A 19,211-nucleotide genomic window follows, 5' to 3' on the forward strand; every position below is an offset into this window, starting at 1 on the left:
GCGCGGCTTTCCGCGCGCCCAACGCACGAACGGACACACAACACACGAACGGACACAGAGGGAGTGGACATTGACTGAGATTCGGAAGGTCGGGGTCGTCGGGGCGGGACTGATGGGGAGCGGGATCGCGCAGGTCAGCGCGGCGGCCGGATATGAGACGATCGTGCGGGAGGTGGAGCAGGGATTCCTCGACCGGGGGATGGCCGCGATCCGCAAGACCCTCGACCGCGCCGTGCAGAAGGAGAAGCTCGGTGCGGCGGACCGGGACGCGACGATGGCTCGTCTTCACCCGACGCTCGAGTTGGCGGACCTGGCGGAGTGCGACCTCGTCATCGAGGCGATCACCGAGAACCTCGGGGCGAAACACGCGCTGTTCGGCGAACTCGGCGGACTGTGCGCGGCGGAGACGATCTTCGCCTCCAACACGTCGAGCCTGTCCATCACCGAACTCGCCGCGGAGACGGATCGCCCGGAGCGTTTCGTCGGTCTTCATTTCTTCAGCCCCGTGCCGGTCATGCCGCTGGTGGAGGTCGTCCGCTGCGGGCAGACGGCGGAAGCGACGTTCGAGGCCGCCTTCGCCTTCGCCGGATCGCTCGGGAAGAGCCCGATCGCCTGCGGCGACAACACCGGTTTCGTGGTGAACCGGCTGCTCGTCCCCTACATGCTCGACGCGATCCGCGCGTACGAGGCCGGGATCGCGTCGATCCCCGATATCGACAAGGGGCTGCGCCTGGGCTGCGGATACCCGATGGGCCCGTTCACGCTGGGCGATTTCGTGGGGCTCGACACGCTGTACCACATCACGGGGATCATGTACGACGAGTACAAGGAGGCGCGCTTCGCCTCTCCGCCCCTCCTGCGCCGCATGTACCTGGCCGGATACCACGGCCGGAAGACGGGGAAGGGCTTCTACGACTACAGCGGCGACGAACCGGTCGTATCCAGCTTCGTGCTGTAGAGGAGGCCGTCGAACACATTCCGGCGGGTCATCCCCGACGACGACGCCTCCGAGCTATTCGTGGAAGCGGATCTGAACGCCCAGGGCGTCGCCGGCGATCAGCGGCCGGATCCGGACTCGGACGGGCGGTGACAGGCCGGACGACGCCGGCGCGGGTTCGACCCTGAGCCAGCCCGCGGCGACGCTCGTCGCCCGGCCTCCCACCCACCAGCCGATGAAGCCGCCGACCACCACATCGGACAGCCAGTGCCGGTCTCCGTAGACCCGGGCGAATCCGGTACCCGCGGCCGCGACGTAGAAGGGGATCGCCCACCCGCCGTCGGTGACCTCATCGACCGCGGCGGCGATGGCGAAGGCGTAGGCCGTGTGCCCGGATCCAAGGGAGGCGTTGCCCCGGAAGGGATCGAAGTGCAGGACCCCCCTCTCGGCTCTCGGGCGGCTTCGTCCCAGCGTCCAGTTGAGGACGGTGTTCGACATCGAGCCGGCGAAGACCCCGAAGAAGGCCGACGTCGCCTGCCGGACTCCCCGTTCGCCGTCCAGCGCGACCCCCAGCAGAATTCCGCCTCCGGCGAGAAGGGGCGCGGTCCGCTTCCAGTCGCCGTACGTGTGGCCGCCCTCGGCCAGGTCGCGTCCCAGCGTTCCCTGATGGTCCAGCGCCAGATCGCGGACGGTCTCGTCCAGGAGAAAGGCCCCCCCGAGTACGCCCGCCGCGAGGGCGAACTCCCGCCCGCCCCGGCTCGCGCCCTCCGTCTGCACGTCCGGAGGCGCTTCGACCGCCTGAGCAGCGAGATGGGCCGGCGACAGGAACCATGCGATCCCGAGCGAGGCGACAGCCCCTCGCAGGGCTCGGTTTCGCGCGATCGGGCGGCTTGCGCCGCTGCAGCCGAAGCGTGTCATGGACGACTTCGAAGCTGCCTGCCCGTAGGCTCCCGGGCAACCGCTCGGCGGCGCTTTCCGGGCGACGTCTCCAACGGGCAAATTTCCTTGCGATACAAGGGTTTTCGCCGTATTTTGCGGGCCTGTGATGAAGACACCGGAGGCACCGTCTATCCGCCAGCCTGAGGCGTCTTCCGCGCCCTTCCTCAGGCGCTTGATCCTTCGCGACTACCGCAACTTCGAACGGCTCGAATGCGAGTTCCCCGAGGCCGGCGTCGCGATCATCGGGCCCAACGGATCGGGCAAGACGAACCTCCTCGAGGCGATCTACTACCTCGAGGTCTTTCGGTCCTTTCGAGGCGTGCGGGACCGCGCGCTCGTGCGGTTCGGACAGACGGTGTTTCGGGTGGAAGGCGAGGTTGAGGGGGGGATGTCCGTGGCGGCGGCCTACGACCGGTCGCAACGGATCAAGAAGGTCGAGGTCGACGCGGTCGAAGTGGAGCGGGTTTCGGCCGGGATCGGCTCGGTGGGGGTCGCGGCGTTTCGCCTCGACGACGCCGAGATCGTGCGTGGAGGGCCGACGCTGCGGCGTCGCTTCCTCGATGTCGCGCTCTCGGTGGGCGTGCCGGGCTACCTCCCGGCGCTGCAGCGCTACCGGGGCCTTCTGTCGCAGCGGAACGAGGCGCTTCGGCGCGGCCGGTCGAACAACGAGATCGAAGCGTGGACGGAAGGGTTGATCGAGGCAGGTGGAATCCTCACGGAAGGGCGGGCGGAGTGGGTGTTGGAGGGGGCGGAGCGATACGCCGATTTCTACGCGCGGATCTCGGGAGGAGATCGTGCGGGACTTCGGTATTCGGCGTCGATCGCATCGGACGACGGGGCGGAGGGCCCGGAGGGCGCCGGCTCGTGGGAGGACCGCTTTCGGCAGGCACTGGAGAGGACCGGAGAACGTGAGCGTCGCCAGGGGATGACCGTCGTGGGCCCGCACCGCGATGAGATCCGGTTCGAGGTCGAGGCGCCGGAGGGCCCTCGCGACCTCCGGAGCTACGGGTCGAGCGGACAGCAGCGTACGGCCGCGCTGGCCCTGCGCCTGCTCGAAGCGGACCGGCTCAGGGAACGGCTTGGCCGCGAGCCGCTGTACCTCCTCGACGACGTGTTCGCGGAGCTCGACGACGGGCGCTCGGACCGGCTGTTTCGCCTCTTCGAGTCCGAACGGGGCGGGCAGGTGATCCTCACCGCGCCCAAGCCCGGTGACGTGGGGCTGATGGGTGGGAAGCTCGCGCGATGGCGCCTGCGCAACGGACGGCTCATCGCATGAGCGGCACGGCCTCCCGGGCGATGCCTGGCGGCAAGGCGCGACGCAGGGACGCGAGAGGGAGCGAGCGCCATCCCGAACCCGTCGGGGGCGTGCTCGCGGAGCTGCTCGATCGCATGGGGATCCGCGAGCGGGTGGAGCGCAGCGCGACGGCGGCGCGGTGGGAGCGGGTCGTGGGTCCGCACATCGCGCGCGTCACGAAGGTTGGCGGGATCAAGGGCGGGACGGTGTTCATCGAAGTGGCCGGTGCGGCCTGGATGACGGAACTGAACATGATGAGGCGAAAGTTGCTGGGCCGCCTGAACAGAGATCGCACCCGCGGCCGGATCGAACGAATCGTGTTCGTGCAGTCCGGGGAACCGTCGCCGGTCGCGACGCGCCCCGGCCGAACCGAGAAGGGGAGGGGTTGATGGCGAAGTCGACGGCGGGCGGGAAGCCCGTGGGAGATAAGGACGGCAACTCGGACTATACCGCGCGGCAGATTCATGTCCTCAAGGGACTGGAGGCCGTGCGGAAGCGCCCGGGCATGTACATCGGGTCCACCTCGGGGCGGGGGTTGCACCACCTCGTCTACGAAGTCGTGGACAACTCGATCGACGAGGCGATGGCGGGACATTGTTCCGGGATCGAGGTCACGATCGGGACGGACCAGTCGATTCGGGTCATCGACGACGGGCGCGGCATCCCCGTGGACCTCCACCCGACCGAGAAGGTGCCGGGGGTCGAACTCGCCCTCACGACGCTCCACGCGGGCGGAAAATTCGACAAGTCGAGCTACAAGGTGTCGGGCGGATTGCACGGCGTGGGCGTTTCCGTCGTGAACGCGCTCTCCGAGTGGCTGGAGGTCGAGGTCCGTCGCGACGGCCACGAGTGGACGCAGCGCTACGAGCGCGGGGTCAGCCAGGGGAAGCTCACGAAGGGGCGGAAGACGAAGGACACCGGGACCACCGTCACCTTCCGGCCCGACCCCGAGGTCTTCAAGGGACTCGGCGACACGCTCGAATACAGCTTCGAGACGCTCGCCAGCCGGCTCCGGGAACTCGCCTACCTGAACCGGGGCGTACGGATCTCGATCGTCGATGAGCGGAAGGAGGATCGGCGCCGCGACTTCCACTTCGAGGGAGGGATCGCGCAGTTCGTCGAGTATCTGCTGGGGAACAAGACGCCGCTTCACGCGGACGTGATCTCCGTGTCGGGCGCGCAGGACGACACCGAGTTCGAACTCGCGATGCAGTACACGGACGCCTACAGCGAGAACACGTTCACCTTCGTGAACAACATCAACACGCACGAAGGCGGGACGCACCTGTCGGGTTTCAAGGGCGCCCTCACGCGGACCATCAACAACTACGCGCAGCGGAACAACATCCTCAAGAAGGCGGACCCCACGCTGAGCGGAGACGACGTGCGCGAGGGACTCGTCGCCGTGCTCTCCGTGAAGGTCATGGAGCCCCAGTTCGAGGGACAGACCAAGACGAAGCTGGGGAACAGCGAGGTGCGCGGGATCGTCGAGAGCCTCGTCAACGACCGGCTGGGGACGTGGCTGGAGGAAAACCCCGCTCCATCCCGGCAGATCATCGAGAAGGCGGTCCAGGCCTCCCGGGCGCGGGAGGCGGCGCGAAAGGCGCGGGATCTGACGCGCAAGAAGTCGGCGCTCGAGACCGGCATCCTGCCGGGGAAGCTGGCGGACTGCTCGATCACGGACCCGGAGATCGCGGAACTCTACCTGGTGGAGGGAGACAGCGCGGGCGGGAGCGCGAAGATGGGACGCGACCGCAACTACCAGGCCATCCTCCCCCTGCGCGGGAAGATCCTCAATGTGGAAAAGGCGCGCATCGACAAGATCCTCTCCAACGAGGAGATCCGCGCGATGATCACGGCCATCGGAACCGGTATCGAGGGGGAGTTCGATCTCTCGCAGGCACGATACCGGAAGGTCGTGATCATGACGGACGCCGATGTGGACGGAGCCCATATCCGGACGCTGCTCCTGACCTTCTTCTTCCGGAAGATGAAGCAGCTCATCGAAGCCGGATACATCTACATTGCGCAGCCGCCGCTGTACCGCGTGTGGAAGGGGAAGACGGAGTTCTACTGCTACAACGAAGCGGAGCGCGTCGCCGCGCAGGCGAGACTCGACAACGGCAGGGGGAACACCTCGCTGCAGCGGTACAAGGGGCTGGGCGAGATGAACGCCGATCAGCTTTGGCAGACCACGATGAACCCGGAGAAGCGCACGCTGCTCCAGGTGAGAATCGACGAAGCCGCGGAGGCGGACCGGCTGTTCGACACTCTCATGGGCGAGAACGTCGAGCCGCGCCGCGACTTCATCGAGCAGAACGCCCGCTACGTACGCAATCTCGACGTCTGAAGCTCCTCCCGATCCGCCGCTCGCCGCCGGGCCGCGCGGGGTTGATGGTCCGTTGATGCCCGCCCCGATCCTTGTGCCAGAGAGGGCGGCAGTGGCGTCGCCCTCCGGGATCATTCAGGGGAGGTGGACGATGATGAGGACGAGGAGAAGCAGGAGAACGGCGGGCCCGCTGGCGATGGCGTGGGTCTTCGCGGGGGCCCTGGCGCTCGCGCTGGCGCAGCCGTCCGAGGCCGCGGCGCAGAGCGAGTGCGGGGAGTACATCTCGGGCGGCCCGAACAATCCGGCGAGTGGAACGCTGGTGGGCTCCAGTCGCGTTACGCTCAGCCTGGGCGCCGGCGCCGGGGTCGAGGGCCTGGGCTTGAACCTCGGGCTCAACGGCGGCATCACGGTGAGCTTCAATGTCGGCACCTACCGGATGCACGATGGCGATGACCGGAGCTTCCGGTGCGATGACTACACGGAGTGGGACCTCCAGTGACTCCCGCGCGCGGAGTCAGCGGTTCGAGGTCACGCCCCCTGGGAGTTGAGTTTTCGGCTGCGAACCGTCCCCGGCCACCGAGGTTTGCTCGGTGGCCGGGGATCGTCCGGCGCACCGTCGCGCTGGGCTTGGCGGGCGCCATCGGCCTTGCGGGCTGCGGAGGTGCTCCGGAAGCCGGCGACGATGGATGGATCTTTTTCAGCGAGAGCACGGGCCAGGCCTATGAAATCGGGTTGTCCAACGCCCGCCTCGATCCGCTGGACGAACGCGTGAGCTTCGGCTCGATCGCCGATATGCTGGCCACGCCGAGCGGCTATTTCGTCGCCGACGGACTCGACCCGCGGATCGTCCTTCTCGACCGGAACCTCGACCCGGTGCGGGTCCTGGGCAGAGAGGGAGAGGGGCCGGGGGAATACAAGTTCCCGAGTCGCCTGGCCCGGGCGGATGATGGGATTCTGGTCCTCGATCGCGGGAACGGGCGAGTCGCGTATCTCACCCTCGAGGGCGATTTCGTAGCCAGCCAGCGGATCCCCGGCCTTGCAAGCGATATCGCCCTACATCCGGAACTCGGGTTGCTCGTCGCGGGCGACGCGTTTCCGGACCACTACCTGGCACGGGTTACGGCGCAGGGGGATACGGCGTTCGGGCGGATTCCGGAGGAGCTGCGCGTCGACGTCGGCGGATGGTTCCGCTGGCCTATGGATCTGGTCACGGTCACGGCCGACGCCATGATCCACATCCTCGATGCCGACCAACTCGCACTCGTGAGCTTTCGCCCCGACGGAGAGCTCGCGAGCGTCACCTTCCTGCCAAGAGACCTGCGAGCCAGCAAATTGGAGAGCGCGCAAGAGGCCGAGGAGACGTTCGGAGGGCCGACCCGGGTCCTCGGCACGCAGAGCGTGACGACCCTCAGGCCTCTCGATGACGGTCGCCTGTTCGCCCGGATCATGTCCGTGCGCCCGGACAGCGTGATTACGAAGGGTCTCGTTCTGGACCCGGAGCGTCTCGAGGCGATCCCTCTGGTGTTCCCCGCCGGGGGGGATCGATCATGGTCGCGGGGACGCGTCTACATCGATGGGCTGGAACGAGCGGTGCTCCTGGACCCTGGAACGGGTGTGGGATTTGCCGCCGCGCGGATCGAGCCTGTTGGCGCGGGTCGGATGATGGTCCGTTGACGGCGCTCCGGATCCTGATACCAGAGAGGCGGCAGAGTGTCGCCATCGAGGACCAATCAGGGGAGGTGGATGATGATGAGGAGGAGGAGAAATATTGGTACGCCGTGGCCGCTCGCGGCGGCACGGGTTCTTGCGGGAGCCTTGGCGCTCTCGCTCGTGCAGCCATCCGGGGCCACGGCGCAGAGCGGGTGTGGAAAGTACATCTCGGGAGGCCCGAACTATCCGGCGTCCGGGATACTGCTGGGCTCCCACGCGTTCCCCCTCGATTTCGGCTTCGGTCTTCGCCTGACCTTCAGCATTGGCACGTACAGGATGCATGACGACTCCCACATCTACGTCCCGTGCGGCTTCCAGTGAGCCGCGTGCGGGGCGTGACCGGTTCGAGGCCGCGCTCTCCCGAGGTTTCGGGCCGTGAACCGTCCCCGGCCACCGAGTTCCGCTCGGTGGCCGGGGATGATCTCACGATTTTGCTTCCACTCGGACCTCGCCGGACTGAATCGAGCGGTGCTCAAAGCCTTCGGGAGTCCCGGACTTGAAACCGCGCGGATCGCGCCTGTAGCCTGGGATCCATGACCCAACCCGCCGTCGTCGCGATCGATCAGGGCACGACCTCCACGCGCGCCATCGCGTTCGATCTCGAAGGGACGGGAGTCGCCAGCGCTCAGCGCGAGCTGCCTCAGAGTTATCCGCTGCCGGGCAGGGTCGAGCACGATCCAGAGGGCATCCGGGACGACGCGGTCGGGGTGGCGCGGGATGTCATCGAGGCCGCCGAGACGCTTGGGTATCACGTGGCGGCGATCGGCATCACGAACCAGCGCGAGACGACCGTGGTCTGGGAACGCGCGAGCGGCCGGCCGATTCACCCGGCGATCGTGTGGCAGGACCGGCGGACGGCGAAGGAGTGTGCCGAGCTTCGCGAGGCGGGGCACGAAGGGTTGATCAAGCGCCGCACCGGTTTGCGGCTCGATCCGTACTTCTCCGGCACGAAGCTGGCGTGGATCCTCGACCACGTGCCGGGAGCGCGCGAGGCGGCCGGGAAGGGCGAACTGGCCTTCGGGACGATCGACACCTGGCTGCTCTGGTGTCTGACCGGAGGGCGCGTGCACGCGACGGACGCGTCGAACGCGTCGCGGACCCTCCTCTACGACATCGATGAGGGCCGGTGGCACCCGGAGCTGCTCGAACTGTTGCGGGTGCCCGCCTCCGTGTTGCCCGAGGTTCGCGATTCCGCCGGCGATTTCGGGGAAACGTCCGAGGGACTCTTCGGCCGCAAGATCCCGCTGCGGGGCGTGGCCGGCGACCAGCAGGCCGCGACGTTCGGGCAGGCGGCGTTCGAGCCGGGAGGGATGAAGTTCACCTACGGGACGGGCGCGTTCGCGCTGCTGAACACGGGCGCGGACCGGCTCGCCTCGCGCCACGGTCTGCTCACGACGGTGGCCTGGCAGCTCGGGGGAGAACGCACGTACGCGCTCGAGGGCAGCATCTTCGTCGCCGGAGCATCGGTTCAGTGGCTGCGCGATGGACTGGGCATCATTTCTGACGCCGCGGAGACGGAATTGCTCGCACGTTCCGTGGATTCGACGGGTGGCGTCGTGCTGGTGCCCGCCTTCGTCGGGCTGGGCGGGATCCATTGGGATCCGGAAGCCCGTGCCGCGCTGCTGGGAATGACGCGCGACACGGGGCGGGCCGAGATCGCACGGGCGGCGCTCGAAGCGGTCGCCTACCAGTCACGCGAACTGATCGACGCGATGCAGGCCGACGGAGCCCCGCGACCGGATACGTTGCGCGTGGATGGCGGGTTCACCCGAAACGACTGGGCGATGCAGTTCCTCGCCGACATCCTCGACCTCGAGATCGGGCGCCCGGTGGTGACGGAGACCACGGCGCTGGGGGCGGCGATGCTGGGCGGCCTCGGCGCCGGCGTATTCGTGGATCTGCGGGAGGTCCAGGCGCTGTGGCGCCACGACCGCGCGTGGCGGCCCGTCATGGACGCGGAGATGCGCGAGACGCTCTATTCAGGGTGGCGGCGCGCGGTCGCCCGCGTGCTCACGAACTGATATTCTGGCGAACAACACCCCCCTGTAGCGGCACGGGTAGCTCATGGAAACCACCGGGAGACCGACCGTCCCTGCGGCCGAGGAGATCCTCGGCGGGTATTTCCCCGTCCTCGACCACGGATTCGTCGCGCTCGTCGACTACATGGGCTCGGATGCCGACGTGGAGGCGGCGGCTCGCGTCAGCTATGGGGCCGGCACGCGCCGCGTCAGCCAGACGCGCGGTCTCGTCCGCTATCTGCGGCGCCACGCGCACACGACGCCGAGCGAAATGGTCGAGTTCAAGTTTCACTGCTCCATGCCGATGTTCGTTGCGCGACAGTGGATCCGGCACCGCACGGCGTCCGTCAACGAACTCAGCGCCCGCTACAGTCTCTTGCCTCTGCTGTTCTATGAACCGGACCACGAGCAGTTCGCCTATCAGAGCCGCCTGAACAATCAGGGCCGGGAGATGGACCCCGCCCCCGGTGACCTCTATCGCAGCGCGGTCGACCGCTGGGAGCAGCTGCGGACGGAAGCGGCCGATGCCTACGGCTGGCTGCTGTCCGAAGATGTCGCCCGGGAACTAGCGCGGATCGACCTCCCCCTCTCCACCTATACGCAGTGGTACTGGAAGATCGATCTGCACAACCTCCTCCACTTCCTTCGACTGCGGGTGGATGCACATGCGCAGTGGGAAATCCAGGAGTACGGGCGGGTGATGGCCGGCATGCTCCAGCGGGTCGCGCCGCTGAGCTACGAGGCCTGGGTCGATTATGAAGTGTTGGGCGCGCGCCTGAGCGGGGGCGAACTCGAGGTTCTGCGGAGCCTGCTTCGCGCGGACGCCGAGTCGGAATCGATCCACGCCGACGGGGTTGCGACGAAGGAAGACCTCAAGGCGGCCGGTCTGGCGCCCCGCGAGATCCGCGAACTGCTGGACAAGCTCTCCGCCGTTGAACGGCCCGACTTCACGCTCGATCTCTCGCAGATGAAGAGCGCGGAGGAAATGTCCGGAAAGATGGCGAAGGCGGTGCCGGAGCCCACCGCCTGAGGGTGGGCCGACGGCGATGCTGGCTCACGCCCCTCGCGTCGCCCGCCCCGGAAGCGTGCGCGCCGCGAACCATGCCAGCGACGCAATCCACAGCGCGTAGAAAACAATCCGAATCGGGTGCAGGGCCAGCGATTCCTGGAACTGCGGGTCCACGCCTCCGACCAGCATCACCGTCCGCGACAGCTGTTCCGCCGTAAACCATCCCCACAGGACGGCCGCCCAGAGCAGACTCCACCGCTTCCACGTCGGCGGCCCCAACTCGGCGGGCAGCCGGCGCACATTCATGTAGCCGACGACGAGCGTGAACAGGAACATGCTCGACATGGTGAAGGGGCCGGCAATGAGGAGCAGGAAGTCGGGCTGGAGCACATCGAGCGCCTCGCCGCCTACCCAGGACGCGGTGATGATCCCCATCGCCGCGAGCACGAAGATCGTCAGGAACACCAGGAAGGTCCGCTTCTGGGTGAAGAAGCGCGTCCTGTATCCGAAGCGTTCGTAGAAAATGCAGCCCGTGATGCGCGTGACGGTGTCGAGGATCGCGAGTTGGGTCGAGAAGATGACGAAGGACCCTCCCAGGAGGAACGCGACCCGAAGCCACAACCCGCCGACGCGCTCAATCGCCTCGCCCTGAAGCGTCACCATGGTGGTCAGGTCGCCGGCCAACTCGGGGTTCTCGGTTCCCAGCGTCGTCACGACGAGCATGCACGTGATGACGACGCTCAGCAGCGTCAGGAGCACGAACGTGACAAGCAGTTCCTGGTGGACGATCCTCATCCAGCCTCTGAAACGCCCGAGCTGGGTGGCATCGTTCGTGTCGAAGACGAACCCGGTCGTGCTGATGTCCTCATTGCGTCCACGGATGCCGGCGATCCGTCCCTGGAACCGCGCCATCCCGAAGCCCTTGTCGCGCAGCCAGAGCGACTGCGCGAGGAGCAGCGTGCCCCCCGTCCCGGCATACGCCACCGCGAGGATCAGCGTCGGAAACTGATCGCCCGTGAACAGTTCGGCCGGGGCGCTACCGAAGGAGCCGGCGCCGATCACCAGTTCAAGCAGGTGCGACGGGACAAGGCCGACAACCAGAAGCGTGATGAGCAGCAGGGGGAAGAACCCGGCCACCAGCGCGATCTCGCAGCGTTCCAGAACGTTGTAGACGATCCGGGACACCGCGAGCCCGAACCAGATGAAAAAGAGCATTAGCAGCGCCATCGGCTGCCACTGGATCTGCGGGCCGCCGCTGATCACGATGATCTGGCCCACGAACTCCGCCGACTGCGAAGCCCAGCCGGGCCAGAAGAAGCTCACCAGCGTCGCGACGAGGAAGAGCCACGGCCAGAAGCCGAGCCGGTCGAGCCTCGCCATGCCGGCGAACGTCGACTCGCCGGTCGCGATCGTCCAGCGTTCGATCTCGCCGATGACGACGAACTGGGTCACAACGCCGATCCAGAACAGCCACCAGATTGAGAAACCGTTCGCGGCGACGAGGTTGGGCCAGAGCAGGAATTCGCCACTGCCCAGGCCCATGCCGAGCGCGATGACGGAGGGGCCGATGACGTGCCTGAGGCGCGGCACGCGCGACATGCGCCGGACGAACTTGAAGGGCGGCCCGTGGCCGCGTCGCGGGAAGTCGGCGGTGTCCGGCGCGTCCGGCACCGTGCTCTCGTCGAGCGGTTGATAGATGCCGTCCCGGTACCGGCGTCCCTCCTCGTCGCTTGCGGCGATCGCGTCCGGCGCCATGGTCCCGGATCCGGGTTCGTTCAAGATGTGGGCGGGTCGAAGCGTCCCTCGGGCACCGTCTCACCCGCGGCGACGTCCTCGAAGTAGATGAAGCGGCCTCCACCATCGAGAAGTCGCGTCATGGCGAACTGGATGTTGCCGACCGGCTGCCAGTCGGACCACCAGATGACCTCCCCCGGCGCTTCCGCCCGCCCCAGGTGGTACTGCCAGGCCATCATGCGCCCCGTCTCATCGAGGAAGCCCCAGTACTGGTCTTCGGTGGTACCCAGGCCCTGGTCGAAGCTGAGGTGGACCACTTCGTAGGTCTTGCCGTCGGAAAGCGTGCGAGTGCCCTCATACGTGAGGTGCACGCCCGGGTCTTCCCACTTGTAGGGCATGATCGCCCAGTAGGTGTCGTTGATGAAGGCGCCATAGCCGCGCCGGAGCGCGGAATCCCGCGCGGCGCCGGCCAGCTCCTCGCCCCCGACCCACGCGCGTCCGGACGGAACCTTCTCGAGCTCGGGGTGCGGCTCGACCTCGTTCACGTTGAAGAGCAGGAGGTGGGACGTTCCGTCCTCCGCCCAGGCGATGCGATACCGTCCGTCGTACCGGTCCCACGAATGTTCGCGGTTTACCACGACCTCGCCATCGCGTTCCACGATCCAGCGGAACGACAGGTATCGCGTTCGATCCCACGCCTCCCGTCCACCGAGGCTCTCGGCCAGGCGCGCGGCGTGCATGGCCGCGGTGTCGTCCGGCGCCGCGGCCGCTGCGGCGGTCCTTCCGCCGTCTTCCTGCGCCCCGTCGGCACACCCGACGAACGCGGACACCGCCAACACCACAATGGGTCTGTGCATGGGACCTCTCCGGACGGGCTCCAAAAGCGAAGCCGGAAGCTAGTGTCGTGTCCCGGAAATTCGCCATGCGAGCACCGGAGACCGCTGTCAACCTTCGAACTCGAACTCGGCCTGCGAATCCTCGCCGGTTTCGCCGCGAGGAGGAGATCCGGCGCGCGCAGGGCGTCCCGAGTGCATCGGGTGCACCGCTTCGACCGCAACCCCCGCCGGCAGTCGCACGGCCGGGCGCCCGGCCTCGCGAGGAGAGCGACGGATCACGCTGGCCGCCGACGTCGCCTCCACGGAGCCATCGGACAGTTCCCACGCGACCTCGTCCGCGTCGTGCGCTTCGGTGAATCCCACGAGGCCGCCGGTCCGCTCTCGCTCGGGGAGGACGGTGAACCCCTTGCCCGCCCGCCCCTGGACCTTGAATTCCGTGAACGGAATCCGCTTGCCGTACCCGGCGGCGGTCGCCACGAGCAGATCGGAATCCGCGCGCGGAGCCGCTGCGGCGACCACGACATCGTCCCGCGCGAGATCGATCGCTTTGACGCCGCGCGCCGTGCGGCCCATCACGCGGGTGGCGGACTCGGGGAACCGGATCGCCTGGCCCGACCGCGTCGCGAACAGGAGGTCGCTGCTCCCGTCGGTGACGAACGCGGCCGCGACCTCGTCGCCGCGCGCGATTCCGGCACCGATGATCCCTGCGCTCCGGGCGTTCGCGTACTCCGACAGCGCCGAGCGCTTCACGTGACCCCGTCTTGTGGCGATCACGAGAAACCGGTCATCGGCGAAGGTCTCGGCTGCGAGCAGCGCGACGATCTCGTCTCCCAGCTCGAGGTCGATGAACTCTTCCACGTGGCGGCCCCGGGAACTCCGCGTGCCCCTCGGCAGCGCCGAGACGGGTAGCGCGTGCGCGTTGCCGCGGGCGGTGATCGCGAGGAGCGTATGCGCTCCCCGCGTCAGGAATGCGTGGCGCGCGAAGTCGCCTTCGCGGGTGGACAGCACTTCGGCGCCTGCCATCCCCCCGCCGGTCGCGGCCGGCTGCGCCTTCACGTAGCCGCCGCGGCTCACCAGCACCAGCTGCGCCTCGCCCCCGCCACCCTTCGACAGCCGGAACTCCGTGTCATCGTCGAGAATCTCCGTCCGCCTGGGGTCGTTGTAGCGTCCTGCGAGTTCCCGGATCTCGTCGCGCAGGAATCCCCGCCGGGTCGCGTCGTCCTCCACGAGCGCGGTCAGACGCGTGATCTCCTCCCGCAGCGCGTGCAGTTCCTCCGCCAACCTGTCCCGCTCCAGACCCGTCAGCCGGACGAGCCGCATCGCAAGGATCGCGTCCGCCTGCCGCTCCGTGAGTTTGAACGCCGCGAGGAGTGCCTTCCGCGCGTCTGCCGGCGTCTTCGAGCCGCGGATGATGTCGATGACGCGGTCGATCTCGTCGAGCGCCGTCCGCAGCCCCTCGACGACGTGGGCGCGGTCCCGTGCGCGGGCGAGGTCGTGCGCCGCGCCGCGGCGGATCACGGAGAGGCGATGGTCGATCCACGTACCGAGGACCGTTCTCAGGTCCAGTTCCTCGGGCTTGCCATCGACGAGCGCGAGCATGATCACGCCGAACGTGTAGCGGAGCTGCGTCTTCTTGAACAGGGTCGCGAGCACCTTCTTCGGCTTCGCGTCGCGCTTGAGCTCGATCACGAGCCGGATCCCGTCTCGGTCCGACTCGTCGCGCAGGTCGGTGATCGCGTCCGCCCGCCCGGCGCGCACGAGCTTCGTGATCTGCTCGATGACGCGCGTCTTGTTTACCTGGTAGGGAAGTTCCGTCACGATCAGCGAACTCTTCCCGAACCGGCCTTCCTCCAGATGGACTCTGGCGCGCATGTCGAGTCGCCCGCGCCCGGTCCGGTAGGCGGACTCGATGCCGGCCCGGCCCCGGATGTACCCGCCCGTCGGGAAGTCCGGCCCGGGCAGGCGGGCGAGCAGCTCGTCGCTGTCGCAATGCGGGTTCGCGACGAGGTGGTCGACCGCGGCGAGGAGCTCCCCGGCGTTGTGCGGCGGGATCTTCGTCGCCATGCCGACCGCGATCCCGTCGCTGCCGTTCAGCAGGAGGTGCGGCAGTCGGCACGGAAGAACCACCGGTTCGGTGAGGCGCCCATCGAAGTTGGGCCGCGTGTCGACGGTGTCGCGCTCGATGTCGGCGAGGAGGTCCATGGCGACCGGCGTCATCCGCACTTCGGTGTAGCGGTAGGCGGCGGCCGAATCGCCATCGATCGAACCGAAGTTCCCCTGGCCGTCGATGAGCGGATAGCGCAGCGAGAAGTCCTGGACCATGCGGACGATGGTGTCGTACACCGCGCCATCCCCGTGCGGGTGATACCGGCCCAGCACGTCGCCCACGACCGTCGCGCTCTTCTTGTGCGGGCGCGAGGGGCGCATCCCCTCCTCGAGCATTGCGTACAGGATTCGGCGATGAACGGGCTTCAGACCATCGCGGGCATCGGGGAGCGCGCGCTGCACGATGACGCTCATGGAGTAGTCGATGAACGATTCGCGCATCTCCTGTTCGAGCGCGCGGCGTTCGATGCGTTCGTGCTGCAGGGTGCCTTGCGTCACTGCCGTGCCTCCTCTTCCGCCTCAACCATCCTCGTCATCATCATCCCGCGCCGGCCCCGGCCGGCGGGATCCCTACTCACACAGCAGGTCGGCCGTCGCGCGCTGCGCTTCGGAAGGTGTCGCGGGCATGGCGATCAAGAAGCCCTTGCGGTTCGCCGCATCGGGCAGATGGATCAGCATGGGACCCGTCGGGAACGGGTCCGGCGCGCGCGCCGCGAGTCCTTCCTCCGAAATCGTGAAAAGGCTTCCGGGTTCCAGGCGGGAAGCGAGCCACGCCCCATAGGAAAGCCACGCCGCCAGCGCCTCTCCGCCCCCCGCCACGCCTTCCACCTCCGACCGGTAGCGTGCGACGGCACGCTCGTAGGCTCCCGCATCGCGGGCCTTCAACCGCCGGAGGAGTGGCCGGTAGAGGCGTTGTACGTCCTCGATTCCGTGCTCGGCCAGCGCCTGCGCGTAGGTCTCCGTCATCCCATCCTCTCCGTCATCGCCCCGCGCGTCCGTTTCACGGATCCGCCACATTCACATGTCCCGGGGCGTCCGCCCGCGGGGATCAGTCGTTGTGGGCCAGTTCGTACTCCCGCTGCGCTCGCGTGCGTTCGCTCCCGAGCTTCGCGTCGCGTTTCTTCGCCGCGGTGAGCGACCGTTCCTTGCGGGCATCGGAGTGGACGCGCGGGAGGGAGATGAGTCGGTCCAGCTCCGCACTCCCGCATGAAGCGCACGCGGGCGTCATCGACCCCCTCACGAGGAGTTCGAACTCGTGTGAGCACTCGCGGCAGCGGTACTCGTATATCGGCATGGCCCCTCCAGTCGCGCGGTACTCCGCAGCATGCTTTTCAACGGTCTCGCGGGCAAGTCGCCGCCCGCCTCACGGATCCCCCGCGCGGTTTCGGCTTTGACAGACTCCGACCGCCGGTCGGATAATGCCGGATTGCCACCCCGATCCGCACCGAGAGAAGACTCCATGCCATACGCATCGCGCACCCGCGCCCCCTCGACGATCGTACTCGCGTTCCTTGCGGCCGTATTTGCGCCGTCAGCACCCGCCCATGCCCAGGACGGAGCGCGGGTTGAAGACGCGGAGGCCGTCATCAACGCCCCCGGGCACCCGCTGCTCCAAGGGTTCCGGTGGCGGTCCATCGGCCCGACGGAGCAGGGCGGCCGCGTCGACGACCTCGCGGTCCATCCCGAGGACACGCGGATCTTCTACGTCGGCTTCGCGACCGGCGGTCTGTGGAAGACGACGAACAACGGGACGACATTCGAATCGATCTTCGACAGCCACGAGACGCACTCCATCGGCGCCCTCGCTCTCGCGCCCTCCGATCCGGAAGTCCTCTACGTGGGCACGGGGGAGGCGAACAACCGGCAGAGCTCGTCGTTCGGTTACGGGGTCTACAAGAGCACCGACGGCGGCGCCACGTTCGCGCACATGGGACTCCGGGAGACGCAGAGCATCGCGCGCGTCCTCGTCCACCCGACGAATCCGGATGTCGTGTGGGTAGCCGCGGTCGGCCACCTCTTCGGCCCGAACGCCGAGCGCGGCGTCTTCAAGTCCAGCGACGGAGGAGAGAGCTGGCGCCACGTGCTCGCGGTGGACGAGGACACCGGCGCGACGGATCTCGTCATGGACCCGTCGAATCCCAACGTCCTGTTCGCCTCCACCTATCAGCGTCAACGCACCGTGTGCTGTTTCGTCGGCGGAGGGCCGGGAAGCGGAATCTGGCGGTCCGGGGACGGCGGAGAGAGCTGGTCGCCCGTCGAGGGAGGCGGGCTGCCCGCCGGCACAATGGGCCGCATCGCGCTCGCCATGACGCCCGCCGACCCCGATGTCGTCTACGCCCAGATCGAAGTCGCCGCGGACCGGGAGACGCCGCTCTCCGAGGAGGAGCAGGACGAATGGCGCAGGCTCGCGAGGGTCGATTCCCTCCCGCCCGACCCGCAATGGTCCGGGGTCTGGCGCTCGGCGGACAAGGGCCGCACGTGGGAGTTCCAGAGCAACGAGAACGGACGCCCCATGTACTTCAGCCAGATCCGCGTCTCCCCCGAAGATCCGGATCTCGTCTATACCGTGGATCAGCGGGTGTCGAAGTCGCGCGACGGCGGCCGCACCTGGGAGGTGCTGAGCGGGTACGGTCACGTCGATCAGCACGCCGTCTGGATCAATCCGGCCGACCACGATCACCTCGTGATCGGCAACGACGGGTCGGTCGATGTGAGCTGGGATCAGGGCGAGACCTGGGAGGCGCTGCGGCCGTGGGCCGTCGGGCAGCCCTATCACGCCTCCGTGGACATGCGGCGCCCCTACTACGTGTGTACCGGCCTTCAGGACAACGGAAGCTGGTGCGGGCCGAGTTCCGTGCGCTCGGGGCCGATTCTCTCGGAGGATTGGTATCGGGTCGGCGGCGGGGACGGGTTCTACACGCAGGTGGACCCGACGGACCCGGCGATCGTGTTCGTCGAATCGCAGAACGGGCGTCTCCGGCGCGTGGATCTGCGGGAGGGCGTCACGCGCCCCATCACCCCCCAGGCTCCGGATGAGGACGATCCGGCGGACACGAACATCGCCCCCGCCCCGTCGCCGGACACCGGGATCCGGTGGAACTGGAATACGCCTTTCCTCCTCTCCCCGCACAACCCGCGCACGCTGCATGCGGGCGGCAACCGCTTCTTCACGTCGCGCGACCGGGGAGAGACGTGGACGATGAGCCCGGACCTCTCGAAGGACATCGACCGGGACGCCGAGGTTCTGATGGGGGTGGCCAACCGCATCCCGCGATGCAACCAGTTCGAACGCGGGACGGAGTGCACCCTTTCGCGCAACGACGGCGTCTCGATGTGGGGCAGCATGACGTCCATCGCCGAGTCGCCCATCGTCCCGGGCCTTCTCTGGGCCGGGACCGACGACGGCAACATCCAGGTGAGCCGCGACGGCGGGGCGACGTGGACCGAGGTGAGCCGGAATCTCCCCGGCGGTACGACGCGGCACTACGTGTCCCGGGTGGAAGCCTCGCATGTGGATGCGGCGACCGCGTACGTCTCGATCGACGGGCACAAGAACGACGACCTGCGGCCCTACGTGTACGTGACCCGCGACTACGGCGCGACGTGGGAGGACATCACGTCGAGTCTGCCGTCGTTCGGAAACGTGAACACGGTCCGGCAGGACCCGCGGAATCCCCGCCTCCTCTATGTCGGCACCGAGTTCGGCTTCCACGTCTCGTTCGACGAGGGCGGCACGTGGCACGATTTCATGCCGGGCCTGCCCGTGGTCCGCATCGACGACGTGCTCGTCCACCCCCGGGAGAACGACCTGGTGCTCGCGACGCACGGCCGCAGCATCTACGTGCTCGACGACGTCACGGCCCTCCAGGCGATGACCGACAGCATCCAGGCGAGTGACGCACACCTCTTCGACCCGCGTCCAGCCGTCCTCTGGAAGAACGACATCCAGCGCCGCCGCTCCCTCACCGGCGACAAGAACTGGACGGGCGAGAGCGCCCCCGCCGGTACGATGATCCAGTACTACCTGGGCTCTCCGGCCGACGTGTCGATCGAGGTCTCGGAACTTGCCACGGGGAGAGTCGTGCGCGACCTCGAGGGGACCGGCCGGCCGGGCCTGAACCGCGTCGCCTGGGATCTGCGCATGAACCCGGGCCTCCAGAATCAGGGCGGGGCCGGGCTTCCCGTGTCCCCGGGCACGTACCGCGTGACGCTGACGGTGGGGGAGGCCACGCGCTCGGCGCTGCTGGAGGTGCTGGAAGATCGTTGGCTGCAGGCGCCGTGAGACGGCGCGCGCGAGCC

The 19,211-nt window shown here is 67.9% G+C and carries 16 protein-coding genes; 10 read left to right on the plus strand and 6 right to left on the minus strand.

The features are described 5' to 3' along the window. Nucleotides 1-70: 70 nt before the first annotated feature. Nucleotides 71-958 (plus strand): 3-hydroxyacyl-CoA dehydrogenase family protein, encoded by an 888-nt coding sequence (locus ACQY5G_RS07755; RefSeq protein ID WP_428278545.1) that lies wholly within the window; start codon nt 71-73, stop codon nt 956-958. A gap of 54 nt (nt 959-1,012) precedes the next feature. Here ACQY5G_RS07755 and ACQY5G_RS07760 read toward each other — a convergent pair whose 3' ends face one another. Continuing rightward, nucleotides 1,013-1,855, minus strand: a complete 843-nt coding sequence (locus tag ACQY5G_RS07760) for a phosphatase PAP2 family protein (RefSeq protein WP_428278546.1) — start codon at nt 1,853-1,855, stop codon at nt 1,013-1,015. 193 nt (nt 1,856-2,048) lie between these two features. Between ACQY5G_RS07760 and recF the strand changes: the two genes are divergently transcribed. From recF to thyX, 8 genes are all read left to right on the plus strand, one after another. Beyond that, nucleotides 2,049-3,152, plus strand: a complete 1,104-nt coding sequence (gene recF, locus ACQY5G_RS07765; protein WP_428278547.1) for a DNA replication/repair protein RecF — start codon at nt 2,049-2,051, stop codon at nt 3,150-3,152. Continuing rightward, on the plus strand, nt 3,149-3,559 hold the full coding sequence (locus tag ACQY5G_RS07770) for a DUF721 domain-containing protein (protein ID WP_428278548.1): 411 nt from the start codon (nt 3,149-3,151) through the stop codon (nt 3,557-3,559). Before recF ends, ACQY5G_RS07770 begins: the two co-directional genes overlap by 4 nt. Further along, the gene (gene gyrB / locus ACQY5G_RS07775; protein WP_428278549.1) at nt 3,559-5,520 is read left to right on the plus strand and encodes a DNA topoisomerase (ATP-hydrolyzing) subunit B; all 1,962 of its coding nucleotides are present in this window, start codon (nt 3,559-3,561) and stop codon (nt 5,518-5,520) included. Before ACQY5G_RS07770 ends, gyrB begins: the two co-directional genes overlap by 1 nt. A 130-nt stretch (nt 5,521-5,650) precedes the next feature. Then, nucleotides 5,651-5,998, plus strand: coding sequence for a hypothetical protein (locus ACQY5G_RS07780; RefSeq protein ID WP_428278550.1), 348 nt, complete (start codon nt 5,651-5,653; stop codon nt 5,996-5,998). Nucleotides 5,999-6,126: 128 nt separating this feature from the next. Then, nucleotides 6,127-7,173: a hypothetical protein gene (locus tag ACQY5G_RS07785; RefSeq protein WP_428278551.1), complete on the plus strand. Its 1,047-nt coding sequence runs from the start codon at nt 6,127-6,129 to the stop codon at nt 7,171-7,173. Nucleotides 7,174-7,245: 72 nt separating this feature from the next. After that, on the plus strand, nt 7,246-7,530 hold the full coding sequence (locus ACQY5G_RS07790) for a hypothetical protein (RefSeq protein ID WP_428278552.1): 285 nt from the start codon (nt 7,246-7,248) through the stop codon (nt 7,528-7,530). A 212-nt stretch (nt 7,531-7,742) separates the two neighbouring features. Then, entirely contained in the window at nt 7,743-9,230 is a 1,488-nt protein-coding gene (glpK, locus tag ACQY5G_RS07795) for a glycerol kinase GlpK (RefSeq protein WP_428278553.1), read from the plus strand. A gap of 43 nt (nt 9,231-9,273) precedes the next feature. Beyond that, nucleotides 9,274-10,257, plus strand: a complete 984-nt coding sequence (gene thyX, locus ACQY5G_RS07800) for an FAD-dependent thymidylate synthase (protein ID WP_428278554.1) — start codon at nt 9,274-9,276, stop codon at nt 10,255-10,257. Between the two features lie 24 nt (nt 10,258-10,281). Here the strand turns inward: thyX and ACQY5G_RS07805 are convergent, their stop codons facing one another. The 5 genes from ACQY5G_RS07805 to ACQY5G_RS07825 form a co-directional block, all read right to left on the minus strand. Beyond that, entirely contained in the window at nt 10,282-11,991 is a 1,710-nt protein-coding gene (locus ACQY5G_RS07805; protein WP_428278555.1) for an Nramp family divalent metal transporter, read from the minus strand. A gap of 20 nt (nt 11,992-12,011) precedes the next feature. Continuing rightward, the gene (locus ACQY5G_RS07810; RefSeq protein WP_428278556.1) at nt 12,012-12,827 is read right to left on the minus strand and encodes a hypothetical protein; all 816 of its coding nucleotides are present in this window, start codon (nt 12,825-12,827) and stop codon (nt 12,012-12,014) included. A gap of 87 nt (nt 12,828-12,914) precedes the next feature. Continuing rightward, complete coding sequence (gyrA, locus tag ACQY5G_RS07815; RefSeq protein ID WP_428278557.1) at nt 12,915-15,410, minus strand: DNA gyrase subunit A; 2,496 nt, start codon at nt 15,408-15,410, stop codon at nt 12,915-12,917. Nucleotides 15,411-15,482: 72 nt separating this feature from the next. After that, a complete protein-coding gene (locus ACQY5G_RS07820; protein ID WP_428278558.1) occupies nt 15,483-15,929 on the minus strand; it encodes a hypothetical protein in 447 nt (148 codons plus the stop codon). Nucleotides 15,930-15,960: 31 nt separating this feature from the next. Next, nucleotides 15,961-16,206, minus strand: a complete 246-nt coding sequence (locus tag ACQY5G_RS07825) for an FmdB family zinc ribbon protein (RefSeq protein ID WP_428278559.1) — start codon at nt 16,204-16,206, stop codon at nt 15,961-15,963. A gap of 165 nt (nt 16,207-16,371) precedes the next feature. Between ACQY5G_RS07825 and ACQY5G_RS07830 the strand changes: the two genes are divergently transcribed. Next, entirely contained in the window at nt 16,372-19,194 is a 2,823-nt protein-coding gene (locus ACQY5G_RS07830; RefSeq protein WP_428278560.1) for a hypothetical protein, read from the plus strand. Nucleotides 19,195-19,211: the final 17 nt, after the last annotated feature.

Source organism: Candidatus Palauibacter sp. (genome assembly GCF_965261555.1).
Taxonomy (GTDB): Bacteria; Gemmatimonadota; Gemmatimonadetes; order Palauibacterales; family Palauibacteraceae; genus Palauibacter.